This window comes from Microbulbifer elongatus, assembly GCF_021165935.1.
Taxonomy (GTDB): Bacteria; Pseudomonadota; Gammaproteobacteria; order Pseudomonadales; family Cellvibrionaceae; genus Microbulbifer; species Microbulbifer elongatus.
Genome location: NZ_CP088953.1, coordinates 2606399 through 2623042, shown reverse-complemented (window position 1 = coordinate 2623042; position 16644 = coordinate 2606399). Strand labels below are relative to the sequence as shown.

At 58.1% G+C, this 16644-nt stretch carries 13 protein-coding genes; 2 read left to right on the top strand and 11 right to left on the bottom strand.

The features are described 5' to 3' along the window. Positions 1–33 precede the first annotated feature (33 nt). From nqrF to LRR79_RS10680, 7 genes are all read right to left on the bottom strand, one after another. A complete protein-coding gene (gene nqrF, locus LRR79_RS10710) occupies positions 34–1260 on the bottom strand; it encodes an NADH:ubiquinone reductase (Na(+)-transporting) subunit F (RefSeq protein WP_231757202.1) in 1227 nt (408 codons plus the stop codon). An 18-nt stretch (positions 1261–1278) separates the two neighbouring features. Beyond that, positions 1279–1887 (bottom strand): NADH:ubiquinone reductase (Na(+)-transporting) subunit E, encoded by a 609-nt coding sequence (gene nqrE, locus LRR79_RS10705; protein WP_231757201.1) that lies wholly within the window; start codon positions 1885–1887, stop codon positions 1279–1281. Positions 1888–1890: 3 nt separating this feature from the next. Next, positions 1891–2565 carry an NADH:ubiquinone reductase (Na(+)-transporting) subunit D gene (locus tag LRR79_RS10700; RefSeq protein ID WP_043316478.1) on the bottom strand — a complete coding sequence of 225 codons (675 nt, stop codon included), beginning with the start codon at positions 2563–2565 and terminating at the stop codon, positions 1891–1893. A 2-nt stretch (positions 2566–2567) separates the two neighbouring features. Further along, positions 2568–3350: a Na(+)-translocating NADH-quinone reductase subunit C gene (locus tag LRR79_RS10695; RefSeq protein ID WP_231757200.1), complete on the bottom strand. Its 783-nt coding sequence runs from the start codon at positions 3348–3350 to the stop codon at positions 2568–2570. Beyond that, positions 3343–4554, bottom strand: coding sequence for an NADH:ubiquinone reductase (Na(+)-transporting) subunit B (locus LRR79_RS10690; RefSeq protein ID WP_231757199.1), 1212 nt, complete (start codon positions 4552–4554; stop codon positions 3343–3345). Before LRR79_RS10690 ends, LRR79_RS10695 begins: the two co-directional genes overlap by 8 nt. Before the next feature lie 2 nt (positions 4555–4556). Continuing rightward, on the bottom strand, positions 4557–5897 hold the full coding sequence (locus LRR79_RS10685; RefSeq protein ID WP_231757198.1) for a Na(+)-translocating NADH-quinone reductase subunit A: 1341 nt from the start codon (positions 5895–5897) through the stop codon (positions 4557–4559). Between the two features lie 525 nt (positions 5898–6422). Then, on the bottom strand, positions 6423–7808 hold the full coding sequence (locus tag LRR79_RS10680; RefSeq protein ID WP_407665245.1) for a glyceraldehyde-3-phosphate dehydrogenase: 1386 nt from the start codon (positions 7806–7808) through the stop codon (positions 6423–6425). A 416-nt stretch (positions 7809–8224) separates the two neighbouring features. Between LRR79_RS10680 and mfd the strand changes: the two genes are divergently transcribed. Further along, a complete protein-coding gene (gene mfd, locus LRR79_RS10675; protein ID WP_231757197.1) occupies positions 8225–11710 on the top strand; it encodes a transcription-repair coupling factor in 3486 nt (1161 codons plus the stop codon). 134 nt (positions 11711–11844) lie between these two features. Then, the gene (locus LRR79_RS10670; protein ID WP_231757196.1) at positions 11845–12828 is read left to right on the top strand and encodes a CsiV family protein; all 984 of its coding nucleotides are present in this window, start codon (positions 11845–11847) and stop codon (positions 12826–12828) included. 183 nt (positions 12829–13011) lie between these two features. Here LRR79_RS10670 and LRR79_RS10665 read toward each other — a convergent pair whose 3' ends face one another. From LRR79_RS10665 to LRR79_RS10650, 4 genes are all read right to left on the bottom strand, one after another. Next, entirely contained in the window at positions 13012–13227 is a 216-nt protein-coding gene (locus tag LRR79_RS10665; RefSeq protein WP_043316491.1) for a cold-shock protein, read from the bottom strand. Positions 13228–13578: 351 nt separating this feature from the next. Then, positions 13579–14721, bottom strand: coding sequence for a mechanosensitive ion channel family protein (locus LRR79_RS10660; protein ID WP_231757195.1), 1143 nt, complete (start codon positions 14719–14721; stop codon positions 13579–13581). Between the two features lie 77 nt (positions 14722–14798). Then, positions 14799–15812, bottom strand: a complete 1014-nt coding sequence (gene nagZ, locus LRR79_RS10655; protein WP_231757194.1) for a beta-N-acetylhexosaminidase — start codon at positions 15810–15812, stop codon at positions 14799–14801. 21 nt (positions 15813–15833) lie between these two features. Beyond that, entirely contained in the window at positions 15834–16490 is a 657-nt protein-coding gene (locus LRR79_RS10650; protein WP_231757193.1) for a TetR/AcrR family transcriptional regulator, read from the bottom strand. Positions 16491–16644 lie beyond the last annotated feature (154 nt).

Below are 16644 nucleotides of genomic sequence, written 5' to 3'. Positions count from 1 at the left end.
CGTGGATGTGTTGTCACTTCCAATCATGGGTGATCAGCCACCGAAGTCGTCGAGCAGGATGTTTTCATCCTCAACACCCAGGTTCTTCAGCATGTTGATCACTGCCGCGTTCATCATGGGCGGCCCACACATGTAGTACTCACAATCTTCCGGCGCCGGATGGTCCTTCAGATAGTTTTCATACACCACATTGTGGATGAAGCCGGTGTAGCCTTCCCAGTTGTCTTCCGGTTGCGGATCAGACAGGGCGATATGCCACTGGAAGTTGTCGAACTCTTCCTGCAGACCGTTGTAATCGTCCTCGTAGAACATTTCGCGCAGGGAGCGCGCGCCGTACCAGAAACTGATTTTACGGGTGCTTTTCAGGCGCTTCAGCTGATCAAAGATGTGCGAACGCATCGGCGCCATACCGGCACCACCACCAATGAACACCATTTCATTGTCGGTATCTTTGGCGAAGAACTCACCAAAGGGACCGTACACACGCATTTTGTCACCCGGCTTCAGATTGAAGACGTAGGAAGACATCTGGCCCGGTGGAATACCTTCGGTGCGCGGCGGCGGAGTCGCAATACGGATGTTGAATTTAACAACGCCCTTCTCTTCCGGGTAGTTCGCCATGGAGTAGGCGCGCACCACCGGCTCGTCGACTTTGGACTCCAACTTGAAGAAACCAAAGTGCTCCCAGTCACCGCGGTACTCTTCTTCGATATCGAAGTCAGAGAATTTCACGTGGTGGGGCGGCGCCTCCAGCTGTACGTATCCACCTGCACGGAAGTCGACGTTCTCACCTTCCGGCAGCTTCAGGGTCAGCTCTTTAATGAAAGTGGCCACGTTCGGGTTGGACTCCACAGTGCATTCCCACTGCTTCACACCAAACACTTCCTCCGGCACTTCAATTTTCATGTCCTGCTTGACCGCAACCTGACAGGACAGGCGCTTGCCTTCCTTCGCTTCGCGGGGGGTGAAGTGGGCAGCTTCGGTGGGCAACATATCGCCGCCCCCTTCTTCAACCACACATACACACTGCGCACAGGAGCCACCACCACCACAGGCGGAAGCCAGGAACAGGTTGTTGGCAGCCAGGGTCTGCAGCAGTTTGCCACCAGCCGGTACGGTGAGGGTTTTCTCATCGTTGACCAGGATGTTGACTTCACCGGTGTTCACCAGACGCGAACGGGCAACCAGAATGATGGCTACCAGCGCGATCACGATCACGGTGAACATGCCGACGCCGAAATAAATATCCGTTAATTCCATGTTATTCAACCTCCCCGCTTAGATGTCGATGCCGCCGAAGGACATGAAGCCCAGCGACATGAGACCAACGGTAATGAAGGTGATACCCAGGCCTTTCAGGCCGTTCGGTACGTCGCTGTACTTCATGCGCTCGCGGATACCCGCCAGAGCCGCAATCGCCAGCGCCCAGCCGAGACCGGCGCCGAAGCCGTAGGCAACACTTTCACCAAAATTGTATTCGCGCTCCACCATGAACAGAGACGCACCCATGATGGCGCAGTTCACGGTAATCAGCGGCAGGAATACACCCAGGGCGTTGTAGAGCGCCGGTACATACTTATCCAGGAACATTTCCAGGATCTGTACCAGCGCTGCAATTACGCCGATGTAAGACAGCAGACCGAGGAAACTCAGATCCACCTCCGGGAAGCCGGCCCAGGCCAGCGCACCGTCTTTCAGCAGGTAGGTGTAAATCAGGTTGTTTACAGGGACGGTGATGGTCAGCACTACGATTACCGCAACACCGAGACCTATCGCCGCTTCGACCTTCTTGGATACCGCGAGGAAGGTACACATCCCCAGGAAGAAGGCCAGCGCCATGTTTTCTACGAAAACGGCGCGGATGATGAGAGAAATAAAATGTTCCATCGATCAGGCCTCCTGTTGCGCCAACGGCATTTTGGAGTTGGGCGCAATCTTGAACTCGTCCTCTTCCACCTGCTCCGGTTTCCAGGCGCGAATCGCCCAGATAAACAGACCAATCAGGAAGAAGGCACTCGGCGGCAGCAGCAGCATGCCGTTCGGTACATACCAGCCACCGTTGTTCACGGTCTGCAGGATTTCCACGCCGAACAGTTTGCCCGCACCGAAAAGTTCACGGATGAACGCGAGGCCGATCAGGATCACACTGTAGCCCAGGCCGTTACCGACACCGTCGAAGAAGCTGTCTTTGGGACCGTGCTTCATGGCGAAGGCTTCCGCGCGCCCCATGACGATACAGTTGGTGATAATCAGACCAACGAATACCGAGAGCTGCTTGGAAATGTCGTAGGCGTATGCCTTCAGTACCTGATCAACCAGAATTACCAGCGAGGCAATCACGGTCATCTGTACGATGATCCGGATGCTGTTCGGGATCTGCTTACGGATCAGGGATACCGCGGTGTTGGAGAAAGCCACCACCGTGGTCAGTGCGATACACATTACCAGCGTCACTTGCAGCGAGCTGGTAACCGCCAGTGCAGAACAGATACCAAGGATCTGCAGCGCAATGGGGTTATTGTTGAATACCGGCTCCAGCAGAGTGTCTTTTAATTTCTTGCTCATGCTTATGCATCCCCTGCTTTGAGGTTTTTCAGGAAGGGACCGTAACCGTCGGCGCCAAGCCAGAACTTGATCAGGTTATCGACACCTTTACTGGTCAGGGTCGCACCGGACAGTCCGTCTACCTGGTGTTCAGCGTTCGGGCTGCTGGGGTCAACGCTGCCTTTCACAACTGTCAGGTCAACATTGCCGTCTGCGTCGTAGACCTCTTTACCCTCCCACTGGGATTTCCAGCGGGGGTTGTCCACTTCGCCACCCAGTCCCGGGGTTTCCTTGTGCTCGTAGAAACCCAGACCGGCGACGGTGTTGAGGTCTTTTTCCAGCGCGAGGAAGCCATACAGCTGCCCCCACAGACCGTAGCCGCGCACCGGCAGGATGATACGCTGCATTTCACCGTTCTCTTCCACCAGATACACCTCTTTGGTGTTCTCGCGGCGGATGATTTTGGCGGTGTCCTGATCCGCGGGCAGTTTTTCACTGGCGCTGGCGATTTTGGAGGCTGCGCGACCGCTGCCGCCTTCCGGCGCTTCATCAGTGAACTTGCCAGTACGCAGATCTACGTACTTGATGGTGACGTTACCAAAGGCTTCTTCGATAGCCTTGGCACTGGTCTGATCCGGTTCGATCAGGCCACCGGCCAGCAGTACGTTCTTCTTCATGTCCAACGCAGCGTTGGCTTCCTGCGTGGGCTTGAGCATCACCGCCGCGGTGGAAACCACCACGGAACAGACGATACACAGTACCAGCGCAACAATCAGAGTACCTTTAACTGAATCTTTATTAGCCACGTGCCAACCTCCGTTTGATATGGGACTGCACAACGAAGTGGTCAAACAGCGGCGCGAACAGGTTGGCGAACAGAATCGCCAGCATCATGCCTTCCGGGAATGCCGGGTTCACCACGCGGATCAATACACACATCACGCCGATGAGGATGCCGTACCACCAGCGACCGGCGTCGGTCATGGCAGCGGATACCGGGTCAGTGGTCATGAAGATCAGACCAAAGGCGAAGCCGCCCACTACCAGGTGCCAGTACCAGGGCACACCGAACATCGGGTTGGTTTCAGAGCCGATGAAGTTGAACATGGTGGCGGTGGCCATCATGCCCAGCAGCGTGCCGGCAACAATACGCCAGCTGGCGATCTTCATGCCGATCAGAATCACACCGGCAATCAGCATGGCCAGGGTCGAGGTCTCACCAATAGAACCGTGCATGTTACCGAGGAACGCATCCATCCAGGTCAGCTGGCCGGCAGGTACGCCCACCGCGCCATTCTGGATACCTTCGCTGGCCAGTACGGACAGCGCAGTCGCACCGGTGTAACCGTCGACCGCAGTCCAAACGGTGTCACCAGACATGGCCGCCGGATAGGCAAAGAACAGGAAAGCACGACCGGTCAGTGCGGGGTTGAGGAAGTTCTTGCCGGTACCACCGAACACTTCCTTACCGATGACCACACCGAAACTGATACCCATCGCCACCATCCACAGGGGCAGATCCGGCGGACAGGTCAGCGCGAACAGGATGGAGGTAACGAAGAAACCTTCGTTCACTTCGTGGCCGCGAACCGCCGCGAACAGCACTTCCCAAATACCACCGACGATGAAGGTCACCGCGTAAATGGGCAGGAAGTACATGGCACCGTGGATCAGGTTATCCCAGGCACTATTGGCGTCGTAGCTGGACAGCGCACCGATGATGGCGTGGCGCCATCCACTCAGGTCCACACTCTCCATGCCGGCAATGATGGTGTTGGCCTGGAAGCCCACGTTCCACATACCGTAGAACATCGGGATCATGGCGCAGGCCCACACAGTGATCATGATGCGCTTCAGGTCGATACCGTCGCGCACGTGTGCGGTGGCCTTGGTGCGGTCTGCTGGCTGGAAAAGACCGGTGTCGATCGCTTCGTACAGCGCGTAGAACTTTTCGTATTTGCCGCCCTTATGGAAATGCGGCTCCATGGAGTCGAGTAGTTTACGCAACATCCTTAACCCTCCTTCTCAATACGGGTGAGGTTGTCCCGCAAAATGGAGCCGAAGTCGTACTTGCCCGGGCACACAAAGGTGCACAGAGCCAGATCTTCTTCGTCCAGTTCGAGAGCACCCAACTGCTGGGCAACCTGGGTATCACCTACCACCAGCGCGCGCAGCAGCTGGGTCGGCAATACGTCCAATGGCATCACACGCTCGTAAGTGCCGATGGGCATCATCGCGCGCTCGGAGCCATTGGTGCTGGTGGTGAAATCGAACCGTTTGCTCTTCATAAAGCGGCTGATGTAGATCGGCAGCACGGAGAAGCGGTTCGCACCGGGGGTGAAGTAGTGGAACATTGGGCGCTCGCGGCCCTCTTCCAGCACACTCACCTGGTTGTGGTAACGGCCGAGGTAGGCCAGCGGTCCATTTGCGGTGCGACCACCGAAAACAGAACCGGAGATAACGCGGTTGTCGTCACCTTCGATTTCACCGGCAACCAGCGCTGTCAGATCGGCACCGAGACGGGTGCGCAGCAGACGTGGGTTGGTCACGCGGGGGCCGCCCAGGGCGACTACGCGGTCGGTGTACAGTTTGCCGGTTTCGAACAGCTTGCCCACGGCAATCACGTCCTGATAACCGATAGACCACACCTGGCGACCAGGCTTGACCGGGTGCAGGTAGTGAATGTGGGTACCGGAAAGACCGGCGGGGTGCGGGCCGGCGAAGGCTTCGCGCTGAACATTTGCAGCGCTGGGCACAGGGATGTCGGCGTCCGGCGCGGTGCAGACAAAGGTCTTGTCCGCGAGCTTGGACAGAATCTCAACACCCTGGGCGAACGCATCGCGCTGCTCGGCGATCACCACAACGGGATCGGCGGCCAGCGGATTGGTGTCCATGGCGTTGATAAAGAGTGCAGAAGGCTGGGCGTCGAGGGCCGGCACCTTGCTGAACGGGCGGGTGCGCAGTGCCGTCCAGAGACCGGACTCCACCAGGTTCACACGCACCTGCTCCGCGGTCAGGGTGGCGAGCTGGTCAGCGCTGTAGCTGGCAAACTGCTCGGCTGCATCCCCTTCCACCTCGATCACGACGGACTGCAGCACACGGCGAACACCGCGATTGACTGCAACCACACGGCCGGCGGCCGGCGCGGTGTAACGAACACCGTCTGTCTTCTTGTCTGTGAACAGCAATTGTCCGAGTTTGACGCTATCCCCTTCCGCAACTGCCATGGTGGGCTTCATCCCGTTGTAATCGGGACCAATCACCGCAACAGTTTTGGCTGCAGGGCCATCGTGGATGACCTGCTCGGGCGCGCCGGATATGGGTAAATCCAATCCCCGACGGATCTTTCTCATACGCCTGTGCCTAGTTCTAAGTTGGTAGATTTAGTAGGTTTTAAAAATTTCTGGGCCTTTTGGGCCCGGAAGAATAGGAAACCCGGAGCGGGGGCTTAAGCCTTGGAGAGCCTGACACAAGCCTCGAGGTGCACCGCGAAGAGAGCAGCCACACATCGTCAGCCACTGGTCCCGGCGCGTCTGGCCGGTCGGCACCTAACCTATAGGTATAAGAAGAAGTCACTCGCAGCCCGGGAAGCAAAGATCCGCAATTGCCTTCGCAACCCGCAGTCTTTGCGCAAAAATTCCCGGCGCACGGCAGCCCCGCAAAATCGCGCGCATTATAAGGATGGGGCGGGGGGTTTACCAGAGCGGATAGAGCCAAATCGGCTCAAGATGAGGAAATTTTTGCTGAAAAAACAACAACTTTAGTTGGAGGCGCCACCACTGGCCGGACCGCCAGTGGTGGCGCGGGATTGATCTGCCTGGCCACTTCGACCCAAACACGGGCCTCGCAGATCACCCCGACTGATACAGATTGCCCGTTCAGTCTTTCTTCGGGAACAGCTCGTAACGCACCCCGGCCATATCTTCCAGGCAACGCACCACCTGACAGCTATAACCGAATTCGTTGTCGTACCAGCAGTAGAGTACCGCACTATCCCCATCCACGATGGTGGCAATAGAGTCGAATACACAGGCACGGCGGGAGCCCACGAAGTCACTGGACACCACTTCCGGAGAGTTGGTGAAGTCGATCTGCTGACGCAGCGGCGAATGCAGCGCGACATCGCGCATGTACTCGTTCAGCTCGTCCTTGGTGGTCTCCTTGCCCAGGCGCAGGTTCAGGATCGCCATGGAAACGTTCGGGGTGGGCACGCGAATCGCGTTGCCGGTGAGCTTGCCCTTCAGCTCCGGCAGCGCCTTGGAGACCGCCTTTGCCGCACCGGTCTCGGTCAGCACCATGTTCAGAGCGGCAGAGCGACCGCGACGCTCCCCTTTGTGGTAGTTGTCGATCAGGTTCTGGTCGTTGGTATAGGCATGCACGGTTTCCACGTGGCCATGCTCCACGCCGTACTTGTCCATCACCGCTTTCAGCACCGGCACAATGGCATTGGTGGTACAGGAGGCGGCAGACAGGATCTTGTCGTCGGCAGTGATATCACCGTTATTAATGCCGTAAACGATGTTCTTCAGGTCACCCTTGCCCGGCGCGGTCAGCAGCACTTTCGCCGCACCCTTGCTCTCCAGGTGCTGGGACAGGCCTTCTTCGTCGCGCCACACACCGGTACTGTCAACGATCAGAGCATTGTTGATACCGTGCTCGGTGTAATCCACCTCCTGCGGGGAGTTGGCGTAGATCACCTTCACCTCATTGCCGTTGCAGATCAGGGTGTTGGTCTCTTCGTCCACCCGGATGGTGCCATTGAAGGCGCCGTGCACCGAATCGCGACGCAGCAGAGAAGCGCGCTTGACCAGATCGTTGTCCGCCTTGCCCTTGCGCAGCACGATGGCGCGCAGGCGCAGCACATCACCACTGCCCGCCTTCTCGATCAGCAGGCGGGCCACCAGGCGGCCTATACGGCCGAAGCCGTAGATCACCACGTCCTGGGATTGCGGCAGCGGCTTGCCGGCGCCGGCAGCGTCCGCCAGCTCTTCACGCACGAAGTCTTCGATGGGCAGGCCGCGCTCATCGCGCATATATTTGTTGGTCAGGGTACCCAGGTCGATATGCACCGGACCCAGGTCCAGCTTGCAGATGACCTCCAGAACTGGATAGGTCTCAAACTCGGACAGCTCGTTCTCTTCCACCTGACGCACAAAGCGATGCGCTTTCATGATGCTGAGCACGGAGCGGTTCACCAGGTTTTGGCCGTACATATAAATGCCGACATTGCTTTCCCGGTTGAGCTTGCCAATCATCGGAATCATGGATTCCGCCAGCGCTTCACGCGCTTTCCAGTCCTTGAAAAAGTCAGCGGGCTTCGGTCGCTTCTGAGTCACAGTCAGACACCTCTGCAAAGTAAAATTTGGGGCTTGCCTGGGCCGGAGTAAATCACCGAGCACACCACCAAGGATGGCTCAAAAATCTGCCTCTGGCTCGAAGGCGGGCGAATTATGTGGATTCACTGGAGGCCGCGCAACAGCGCAAAAAACAGCCTAAAAACTGTAGTTAAACTACATTTTTCGATAGGTAAAAAGGTTCGTTCACAGGCACTCAGCGCGCTGTGGTCAACGGGCAAAATCCACCCCTTTGAACCTCATACCTGCAACGGTCACGGTTCACCGCTACAATACGCCCCACCCCCGGCCGGCAGTGGTCAGAAAGCACGGAATTATAAGGAAAGATGAGTCAGTTCCCCCCTTTGTCCCCCCCCGCATTTCGCAGCCAGAATGACCGACAATTCTGGGGTCAACTGCATGGCGCCGCCGCCGCACTGGCCATCCTCAACGCCGCGCGCGCCAGCACCGCACCCACACTGCTGATCGCACGCAACAGCCAGGAAGCGCATCAACTTGAGGTGCAGCTGAAATTTTTTAACAAGCCGCGGCGAGATGACGACACCGATCGCGACGGCGACGCGCTGAAGATTTTCCAGTTTCCAGACTGGGAAATCCTCCCCTACGACACCTTCTCGCCGCACCAGGACATCATCTCGGACCGACTGGCCACGCTGTATCAACTGCCGCAGATGGGCAGTGGCATTGTGATTGTGCCGATCAGCACCCTGCTCCACCGACTGGCACCGAAAGACTATGTCGCCGGCAATGCGCTGATTCTCAGCGAAGGGCAGAAATTTGACCTGGATGCCCAGCGCAAGCTGCTGGAGCAGGCGGGATATCACTGCGTAGATACCGTCTACGAACACGGCGAGTTTGCGGTGCGCGGCGCACTGATGGACATCTTTCCCATGGGCAGCAACCTGCCCTACCGCATTGACCTGTTCGACGATGAGATCGAATCACTGCGCACGTTCGACCCGGAAGACCAGCGCACCGTGGACAAGGTCGCGCAGATTCACCTGCTCCCCGCACGGGAATTTCCCATGCACAAACTGGCACTGGCGAAGTTCCTCGAGCGCTGGCACGAACAGTTCGACTGCGACCCGGGGCCAGTCTCCATTTATCAGGACATCAGTGCCGGTATCGCACCGGCGGGGATCGAATATTATCTGCCGCTGTTTTTCGATGAGTGCTCGAGCCTGTTTGATTACCTGCCGGAAAACAGCCAGGTCTTCATTCAGGGCGACCTGCAGCAGCCGGTGGAATCTTTCTGGCGAGAGGCCGAAAACCGCTATCAAAGCCGCCGCGGCGACCTGACCCGGCCAATCCTGGAGCCGCGCCAGGTCCTCCTGAACATCGACGAATTCTATGGCGCCCTGAAAAGCCTGCCGCGCGCCTTTTTCTCCAGTGAAACCCTGCCCGAAGCAGAGGGTAACTACAACTTCGCCACCAGCCAGCCACCGAGCTTGCCGGTGGATGGAAAATCCGAGCAGCCACTGAAAGCCCTCGAAGCCTACCTGATGGACTACAAAGGCCGGGTACTGTTCTGCGCGGAAAGCGGCGGCCGCCGCGAGGCCCTGCTGGAGCTGTTGAACGGTATACGCCTGAAACCCAAAACTCTGCACAGCTGGCAGGATTTCCTCGACAGCGACGAACCCTTCGCGATTACCGTATCGCCGATTGATCAGGGCATGGTACTGGCGGACCCCACACTGAACCTGATCGCAGAACCTCAGCTGTTCGGCGATCGGGTATTACAGCAACGTCGTCGACGCAAAGCCAAAGACGACGCAGACAACGCCGTCAAAAACCTGGCGGAGTTGCGGATCGGCGCCCCGGTGGTCCACATCGATCACGGCGTGGGTCGCTATAAAGGCCTGCAAAGCCTGGATATCGACGGTCAGCAGGCAGAATTCCTCACCCTGGAATACGGCGATGGCGCCAAACTCTATGTACCGGTTGCCAGCCTGCACCTGATCAGCCGCTATTCCGGCGCCGACGAAGAGCTGGCCCCACTGCACAAACTTGGCAGCGAAACCTGGCAGAAGGCCAAGCGCAAGGCGGCGGAGAAAGTCCGCGATGCCGCCGCCGAGTTACTGGATATCTACGCCCGCCGCGAAGCTCGCGTGGGACACGCGTTTGGCGATCCGGGCATGGCCTACCGGGAGTTTGCCTCTGGCTTCCCGTTTGAAGAGACACCGGATCAGCAGCTGGCGATTGAAGCGGTTGTCGGCGATATGCTGTCGGATAAACCCATGGACCGACTGGTGTGTGGTGATGTTGGCTTCGGTAAAACGGAAGTGGCCATGCGCGCGGCGTTTGTTGCCGCACATGGGGGCAAGCAGGTAGCCATGCTGGTGCCCACGACGCTGCTTGCGCAACAGCATTTCCAGTCCCTGCAGGACCGGTTCGCAGACTGGCCGGTAACCATTGAAGTCATTTCCCGCTTCCGCAGCAACAAAGAAGTGGACGCGATCAAAGCGCGCGTCGCCGAAGGCAAGGTCGACATTCTGGTGGGGACCCACAAGCTGCTACAGAGTGACCTCAAGTTCAAAAACCTGGGCCTGCTGATCATCGACGAAGAACACCGCCTCGGTGTACGCCAGAAGGAAAAGCTGAAGAGCCTGCGCGCCGAGGTTGACATTCTCAACCTCACCGCCACACCCATCCCGCGCACCCTGAATATGGCCATGGCGGGCATCCGCGACCTCTCGATCATTGCCACGCCGCCGGCGCGGCGCCTGTCGGTGAAAACCTTCGTGCGCGAACGGGACGATGCCCTGATCAAAGAAGCGATCCTGCGGGAGATCTTGCGCGGCGGTCAGGTGTACTTCCTGCACAATGAGGTAAAAAGCATCGAGCGCATCGCCCGGGAAATTCAGGAGCTGGTACCGGAAGCCCGCATTGGAATCGGGCACGGGCAGATGCGCGAGCGCGAACTCGAAGGGGTGATGAGCGACTTTTATCACAAGCGCTTCAATGTGCTGGTGTGTACCACCATCATCGAGACCGGGATCGACATACCCACCGCCAATACCATCCTGATCGAGCGCGCGGATAAGTTTGGCCTGGCGCAGCTGCACCAGTTGCGCGGCCGGGTGGGCCGCTCCCACCACCAGGCCTACGCCTACCTGCTGACCCCCAACAAGCGCGCCATGACCGGCGACGCGGTCAAGCGCCTCGAAGCCATCAGCGAAGCCCAGGATCTGGGCGCGGGCTTCACCCTGGCTACCCACGACCTGGAGATCCGCGGTGCCGGTGAGCTGCTGGGGGAAGAACAGAGCGGCCAGATCCAGAGCGTCGGCTTCAGCCTGTATATGGAAATGCTCGACCACGCGGTAAAAGCCATTCGCGAAGGCCGCACCCCGAATATTGACGAGCCCCTGGAATCCCCGGCGGTGGATGTGAACCTGCGGGTACCGGCGCTCATTCCAGAGGATTATCTGCCCGACGTGCACAGCCGCCTGATCATGTACAAACGCATCGCCAACGCGGAAAACAAAGATGCACTGAAGGAGCTGCAGGTAGAGATGATTGACCGTTTCGGTCTGCTGCCGGAGCCGGTCAAGCACCTGTTCCGCATTACTGAAATCAAGCTGAACGCCAATAAAATGGGCATTCGCAAGCTGGAGGCCTCGGCCACCGGCGGGCGGATCGAGTTTGCCGACAACGCCAATGTGGACCCACTCACCCTGGTGAAGCTGGTACAGACCCGCCCCACCACCTACCGTTTGCAGGGTGCCAACCAACTCAACTTTGTCATTGATGAAAGTGGTCCGGAGCAGCGTTTGCAGCAGGTCAACGATGTGCTGCAACAGCTGTCTCAATAACGGCGGCGATGGCAGATCCTGCCGCCAAAGGGTGCTAATATGGTTGAATTATTCGCCAGCGCCAGGGCGGCAGCCCTGGCAACCTCTCGGTGGGCGAACCCCGAAAGCGGTTTAGAACAAACGCGGTATCGATAATGACCACTTTGAAGACCAAGGTCGCCGAGCGACTGACCCGTTCCATCACCACCAAAGCCGCTACCGCGGTTACCTGCCTGGCTGCCGCCCTCCCCCTGCTGTTGGGCGCAAACAGCACTCAGGCGGCCGGCTACGCGGGCACACAGTTTGAAATTGAAATGGTGGTGTTTTCCCGCACGCAGGGCATGAACGCCTCCCGGGAGACCTGGCCGACCAACCCCGTGCTCGCGTACGACAGCAAGTGGGTGGATTTCAATACACCTTCCCGTGGGGATCCCCTGGTGCCGGCCCTGCAACCAGCCACCAATCAACTGAACAACAAGGTAGCCGCCCTTACCCGGGACCCGGGCTACGAGGTTCTGTTTCACAAGACCTGGCGCCAGGTTCTGCAAACCGAACGCAACGCACCTGCGGTACTGATCAACGGCGGCGATGTCAGTGGCAACCACCACCAGCTGGAAGGCAGCGTCACTCTCAGCGTCGCACGCTATCTGCATCTGAGCACCGACCTGTGGTTGAGCGAATGGGCCGATCAGAGTGGATTCGACCAGCGCCAGTGGAGCCCACAGGCTGCAGATAATGACACCCCGTTGACCGCCCCCACAGGCATCGCCGTACCCGCGCGCCCCCGTGCGCTCCAGCCCAAGCCGGCTGCCGAGTTCACCGATGAACCCATGGGCCTGACCTCGACAGAGAACCCGGGCAGCCTGCAGAGTAGCGGCTATAGCGAGCCCGGCCGCGGTGGATTCAGCACCACTGCTGATCGAGCGGTGTTCCATGGTGAGCAGGCAGGCGTCGATACTGCCCCCGCCCCGCCCGCGGAGAAAATCGCCAAACGTGTCGCGGTACTGCAGGAAGAGCGCCGGCTACGCAGCGGCGAACTGCACTATATTGATCACCCCAAGCTGGGCGTGCTGATCGAGGTGCGGACGGTGAAGCCATCACCGGAAGACGCTTTGGAGCCGACCGGCCTCACCGATTAAGGCCAGTAACTCACTGTCGTCGACATACTGTGCCAGCCTGACTTATCGGGCTGCGCGCAGACACAAAAAAGCCCACGGAATAGCAGATTGGTACTGCTACCCTGTGGGCTTTTTTATTGGATTGGTACCAGCGACGCATTCAGTCAGTGCAACGCTGACAACCTACCTGAACGAGGTTGCGATTTATTCGCAGGGAACCACGTCTTCAGCCAGCAGGCCTTTGTCACCTTGCTGCATTTCGAACTCTACCGCCTGCCCTTCATTCAGGGTTTTGTAGCCATCGCCGCGGATGCTGCGGTAGTGAACAAAAATATCTTCTGAACCTTCGGAACTGGTGATAAAGCCATAACCCCGGGCATTGTTAAACCACTTCACGGTACCCGTAACGCGATCACTCATTAAGCCAACCTCATTTATTGTTATTGCGTTCGCCCCGGTTACGGGCGACTCGCCTACCCCAATTGCGGTAGCCGCACCTGTACAAAGCAATTTCATTGCCAGGCCGGCCACTGTCTCGAAGTGCCTGCCCGACATCGCGCGCAGGTCGTTACCGATTCTTAGATAAAACTGCGCCAGTGTCTAGGTTTGCACGTGAAATTAATGTTACTTCCCACGCACAATGCGCAACATATCACCAAATTGGTAACAAAAGTGCCACAACTTTTGACAATTCATGCACTTTCGCCCCAAATCCCCGACAGGTCCTGACGCACAAACCTGCCATTCTTCACATGGCACTCGCCTGAGCGGCTAGGCGCCGACGGAGTTCGACGGTTCGGCGCGTCGATCACTCAGCGCCAGCTCCGGGATGTCGGCAATGTGCAGGGTGGATGTCGGGAAGGCACAGGAAGCGCCCTGGTCTTCGACGATCTTCAGGATTTTCAGCAGCACATCCTGCTTAATTTCGTGATAACGCACCCAATCGGTGGTCTTGGTAAAGGTGTAGATAAAGAAATCCAGTGACGAAGGTGCGAACGAATTGAAATTGACGATCAGGGTCTGGTTGGTATCGATCTCCGGGTGCCCCTCAAGCATGCTGCGCACCTCTTTCACGATCGGCGCCATCAATTGCGCATCGTCATAACGAATACCGATGGTTTCGTATATCCGACGGTTCAGCATGCGCGATGGGTTTTCCACGGAAATCTGGGTAAAGACACCATTGGGAATGTACAGCGGGCGCTTGTCGAAGGTGCGAATGCGGGTCAGGCGCCAACCGATATCCTCTACCGTGCCTTCGATTTCCTTGTCGGGCGAACGCACCCAGTCCCCCACTTTGAATGGGCGGTCCAGGTAGATCATCAGGCCACCGAAGAAGTTGGCAAGCAGGTCTTTGGCCGCAAAGCCGATGGCAAGGCCGCCAATACCTCCCATGGCGAGAATACCGCTGAGGTTATAGCCAAGCCGCTCCATGACGACCATCGCCGCGGTGATCAGGATAGATGCACGGACCAGCTTTCCGATGGCCCGCACCGTGGTGGTATCGATGGGCTTGCGCACATAGCGCGGATCCGCCAGGTTGCGCTCAACCTCTTTCGCAAAACGCATGGCAAACCAGGTAACCACCACCACAAACCCAATTGCTCTGGGCTTGCCTTCCAGCCAGAGCAGCAGCTCCGCGCCAGTGGCATCTCCGGCGCGCGCGGCGGCAAACGAGAGCCCCAACAACCACACCAGTATCGAGGCTGGGGGGTTGATCGAGTTGACGAGCGCATCATCCCAGGGGTTGACGGTGCGCTCTGCGCGCTCGCGCATACGATTCACAAACAGCCCAAGAATCCAGGACGCGATTGCCGTTATCAATACGACGACAAAGACTTCCGCAATCCAGAAGCGATCATCCCCCACCAGAGAGCGCAGAAACGCTGTAACTGACTCCACAAATAACTCCATTATTGGCTAGTGACTATTTTTCTGTACTTGTCTGACAAGTATTACGCGCACCGCGTGCGCGCAAAGAATAAAAGGTTTTACATCCAGGAGGCTAACCACTGGCGGGTTTTCTGCCAACGCTCACTCTGAGTCAACGCGTCCCAGGATGACATTTTTGCGCGCCCACGCATCCGCTCGAGACGACGGCTGGAATCGGGATCCGGAGTAAAGTCTTTCAGAGCCTCCAGCACCTCGACCGCGCCGGCACGATTATTACAAACCACACCCATATCACACCCCGCCGCCATGGCCGCGTGAATCCGCTCACGATAACCGCCCGCGGCACCGGCGCCTTCCATGGTCAGATCATCACTGAAGATGACACCATCGAAGCCGAGGCGCTTGCGCAGTATCTCCTGCAGCCAGAAACGGGAAAAGCCCACGGGGTTTTCATCGACCTTGGCGAAACGAATATGGGCCGGCATGACGGCTTCCAGCTCACCGGCCGCAATACACTGACTAAACGGCGTGCAATCCGCAGCCAAGACCTCCTCCAGGGGACGCTGGTCTACAGGCAGCTCTTCGTGGCTGTCTTCCAGCACCTGTCCGTGACCCGGAAAATGCTTGCCGGTGGTGGCCATCCCGGCATCGTGCATACCTCTCATAAATGGGCGCGCCTTGTCGGCGAGCTTCAATGGATCCCGGGCAAAACTGCGATCGCCGACAATGCGGCAAAAATCGTCATCCGCGTCCAGCACCGGCGCAAAACTGAAGTCGATCCCCACAGCCAACAGTTCTGCGGCCAGCAACCAGCCCACATCTTCCAGCCGCTGTTGATCTGCGTGGGCGCTCAGCGCCTGCATGGACGGGATACGGGTAAAAGAGTCCCGAAACCGCTGAACCCGCCCCCCTTCCTGGTCCACGGCCAGCAGAATTTCGGGCCGCACTGAGCGAATCTCTGCCACCAGTGCCTCCAGCTGTGGACGGCTGTCAAAGTTGCGCGCAAAAAAGATCAATCCGCCAACCTGAGGATGCTGCAACAACGCGCGATCTTCGTCGGTGAGGGCGTGCCCCTCCACATCGATCATTACCGGCCCAATCGGTTTAGACATCGGCACGAACTCCAAGATGAATTAATGGTTGTCGCCGGCACTTTCGCCGGGCATGGGCGCAGTCAGCATGGCCACCGCCGCCGGAGCCAACCGCGCCAGGGTCTCTTCCAGGCTGCTCTCGGCGCCAAAATCCTCACGAAGGATAGCTTCGATGGCGTCAAAGCTCGAAAGAGAAAACACCGTCGCACCGAGCATAAAGTAAAGGCGCCAGTAAAATGTCACCGGATCCACATGCGGCAGCGCGGCCGCCAGCTGGCCGGCAAAGCGCCGGTAGCTGTCGCCATAGCGGGATACGATAAAGCGGCGCAGATGCCCCTGAGACTGCGTATACGCCAGTCCCAGCAGACGCATAAAGCGCTTGGGGTCGCGCCCCTGGCTGGCGAGCCCCGCGAGGGCAACGCGATACAGACTCTGCAGGAGATCATCCAGCTGCAACGGCTCGCTCGCACCACCCCGCCGGGTAAGCTCGCGATTCAGAATATCCGTAAAAGGTGTAAGGAAACGTTCAAAAACCGCCTGAATCAATTCTTTTTTAGAACCAAAATGGTAATTGACCGCTGCCAGGTTCACCCCGGCGGTACTGGTTATGGTCCGCAGGGAGGTCTCCGTAAAACCCCGCTCTGCGAACAGGACTTCCGCGGCGTCCAGAATACGATGGACCGTGTCTGACTGACTCATGCCGATTTCACACCAATTCAAACCAACAATTAAAACGCTTGTTTCAACGGGAGACTAGCACAGTCCGCCGGCGATGAAACCTGCGCTACCCATCCCAGTCTTTACCGCGCGACGGCTTTTAGCCCTCGACGAAAGTACCAAGCCCACCTCCCCC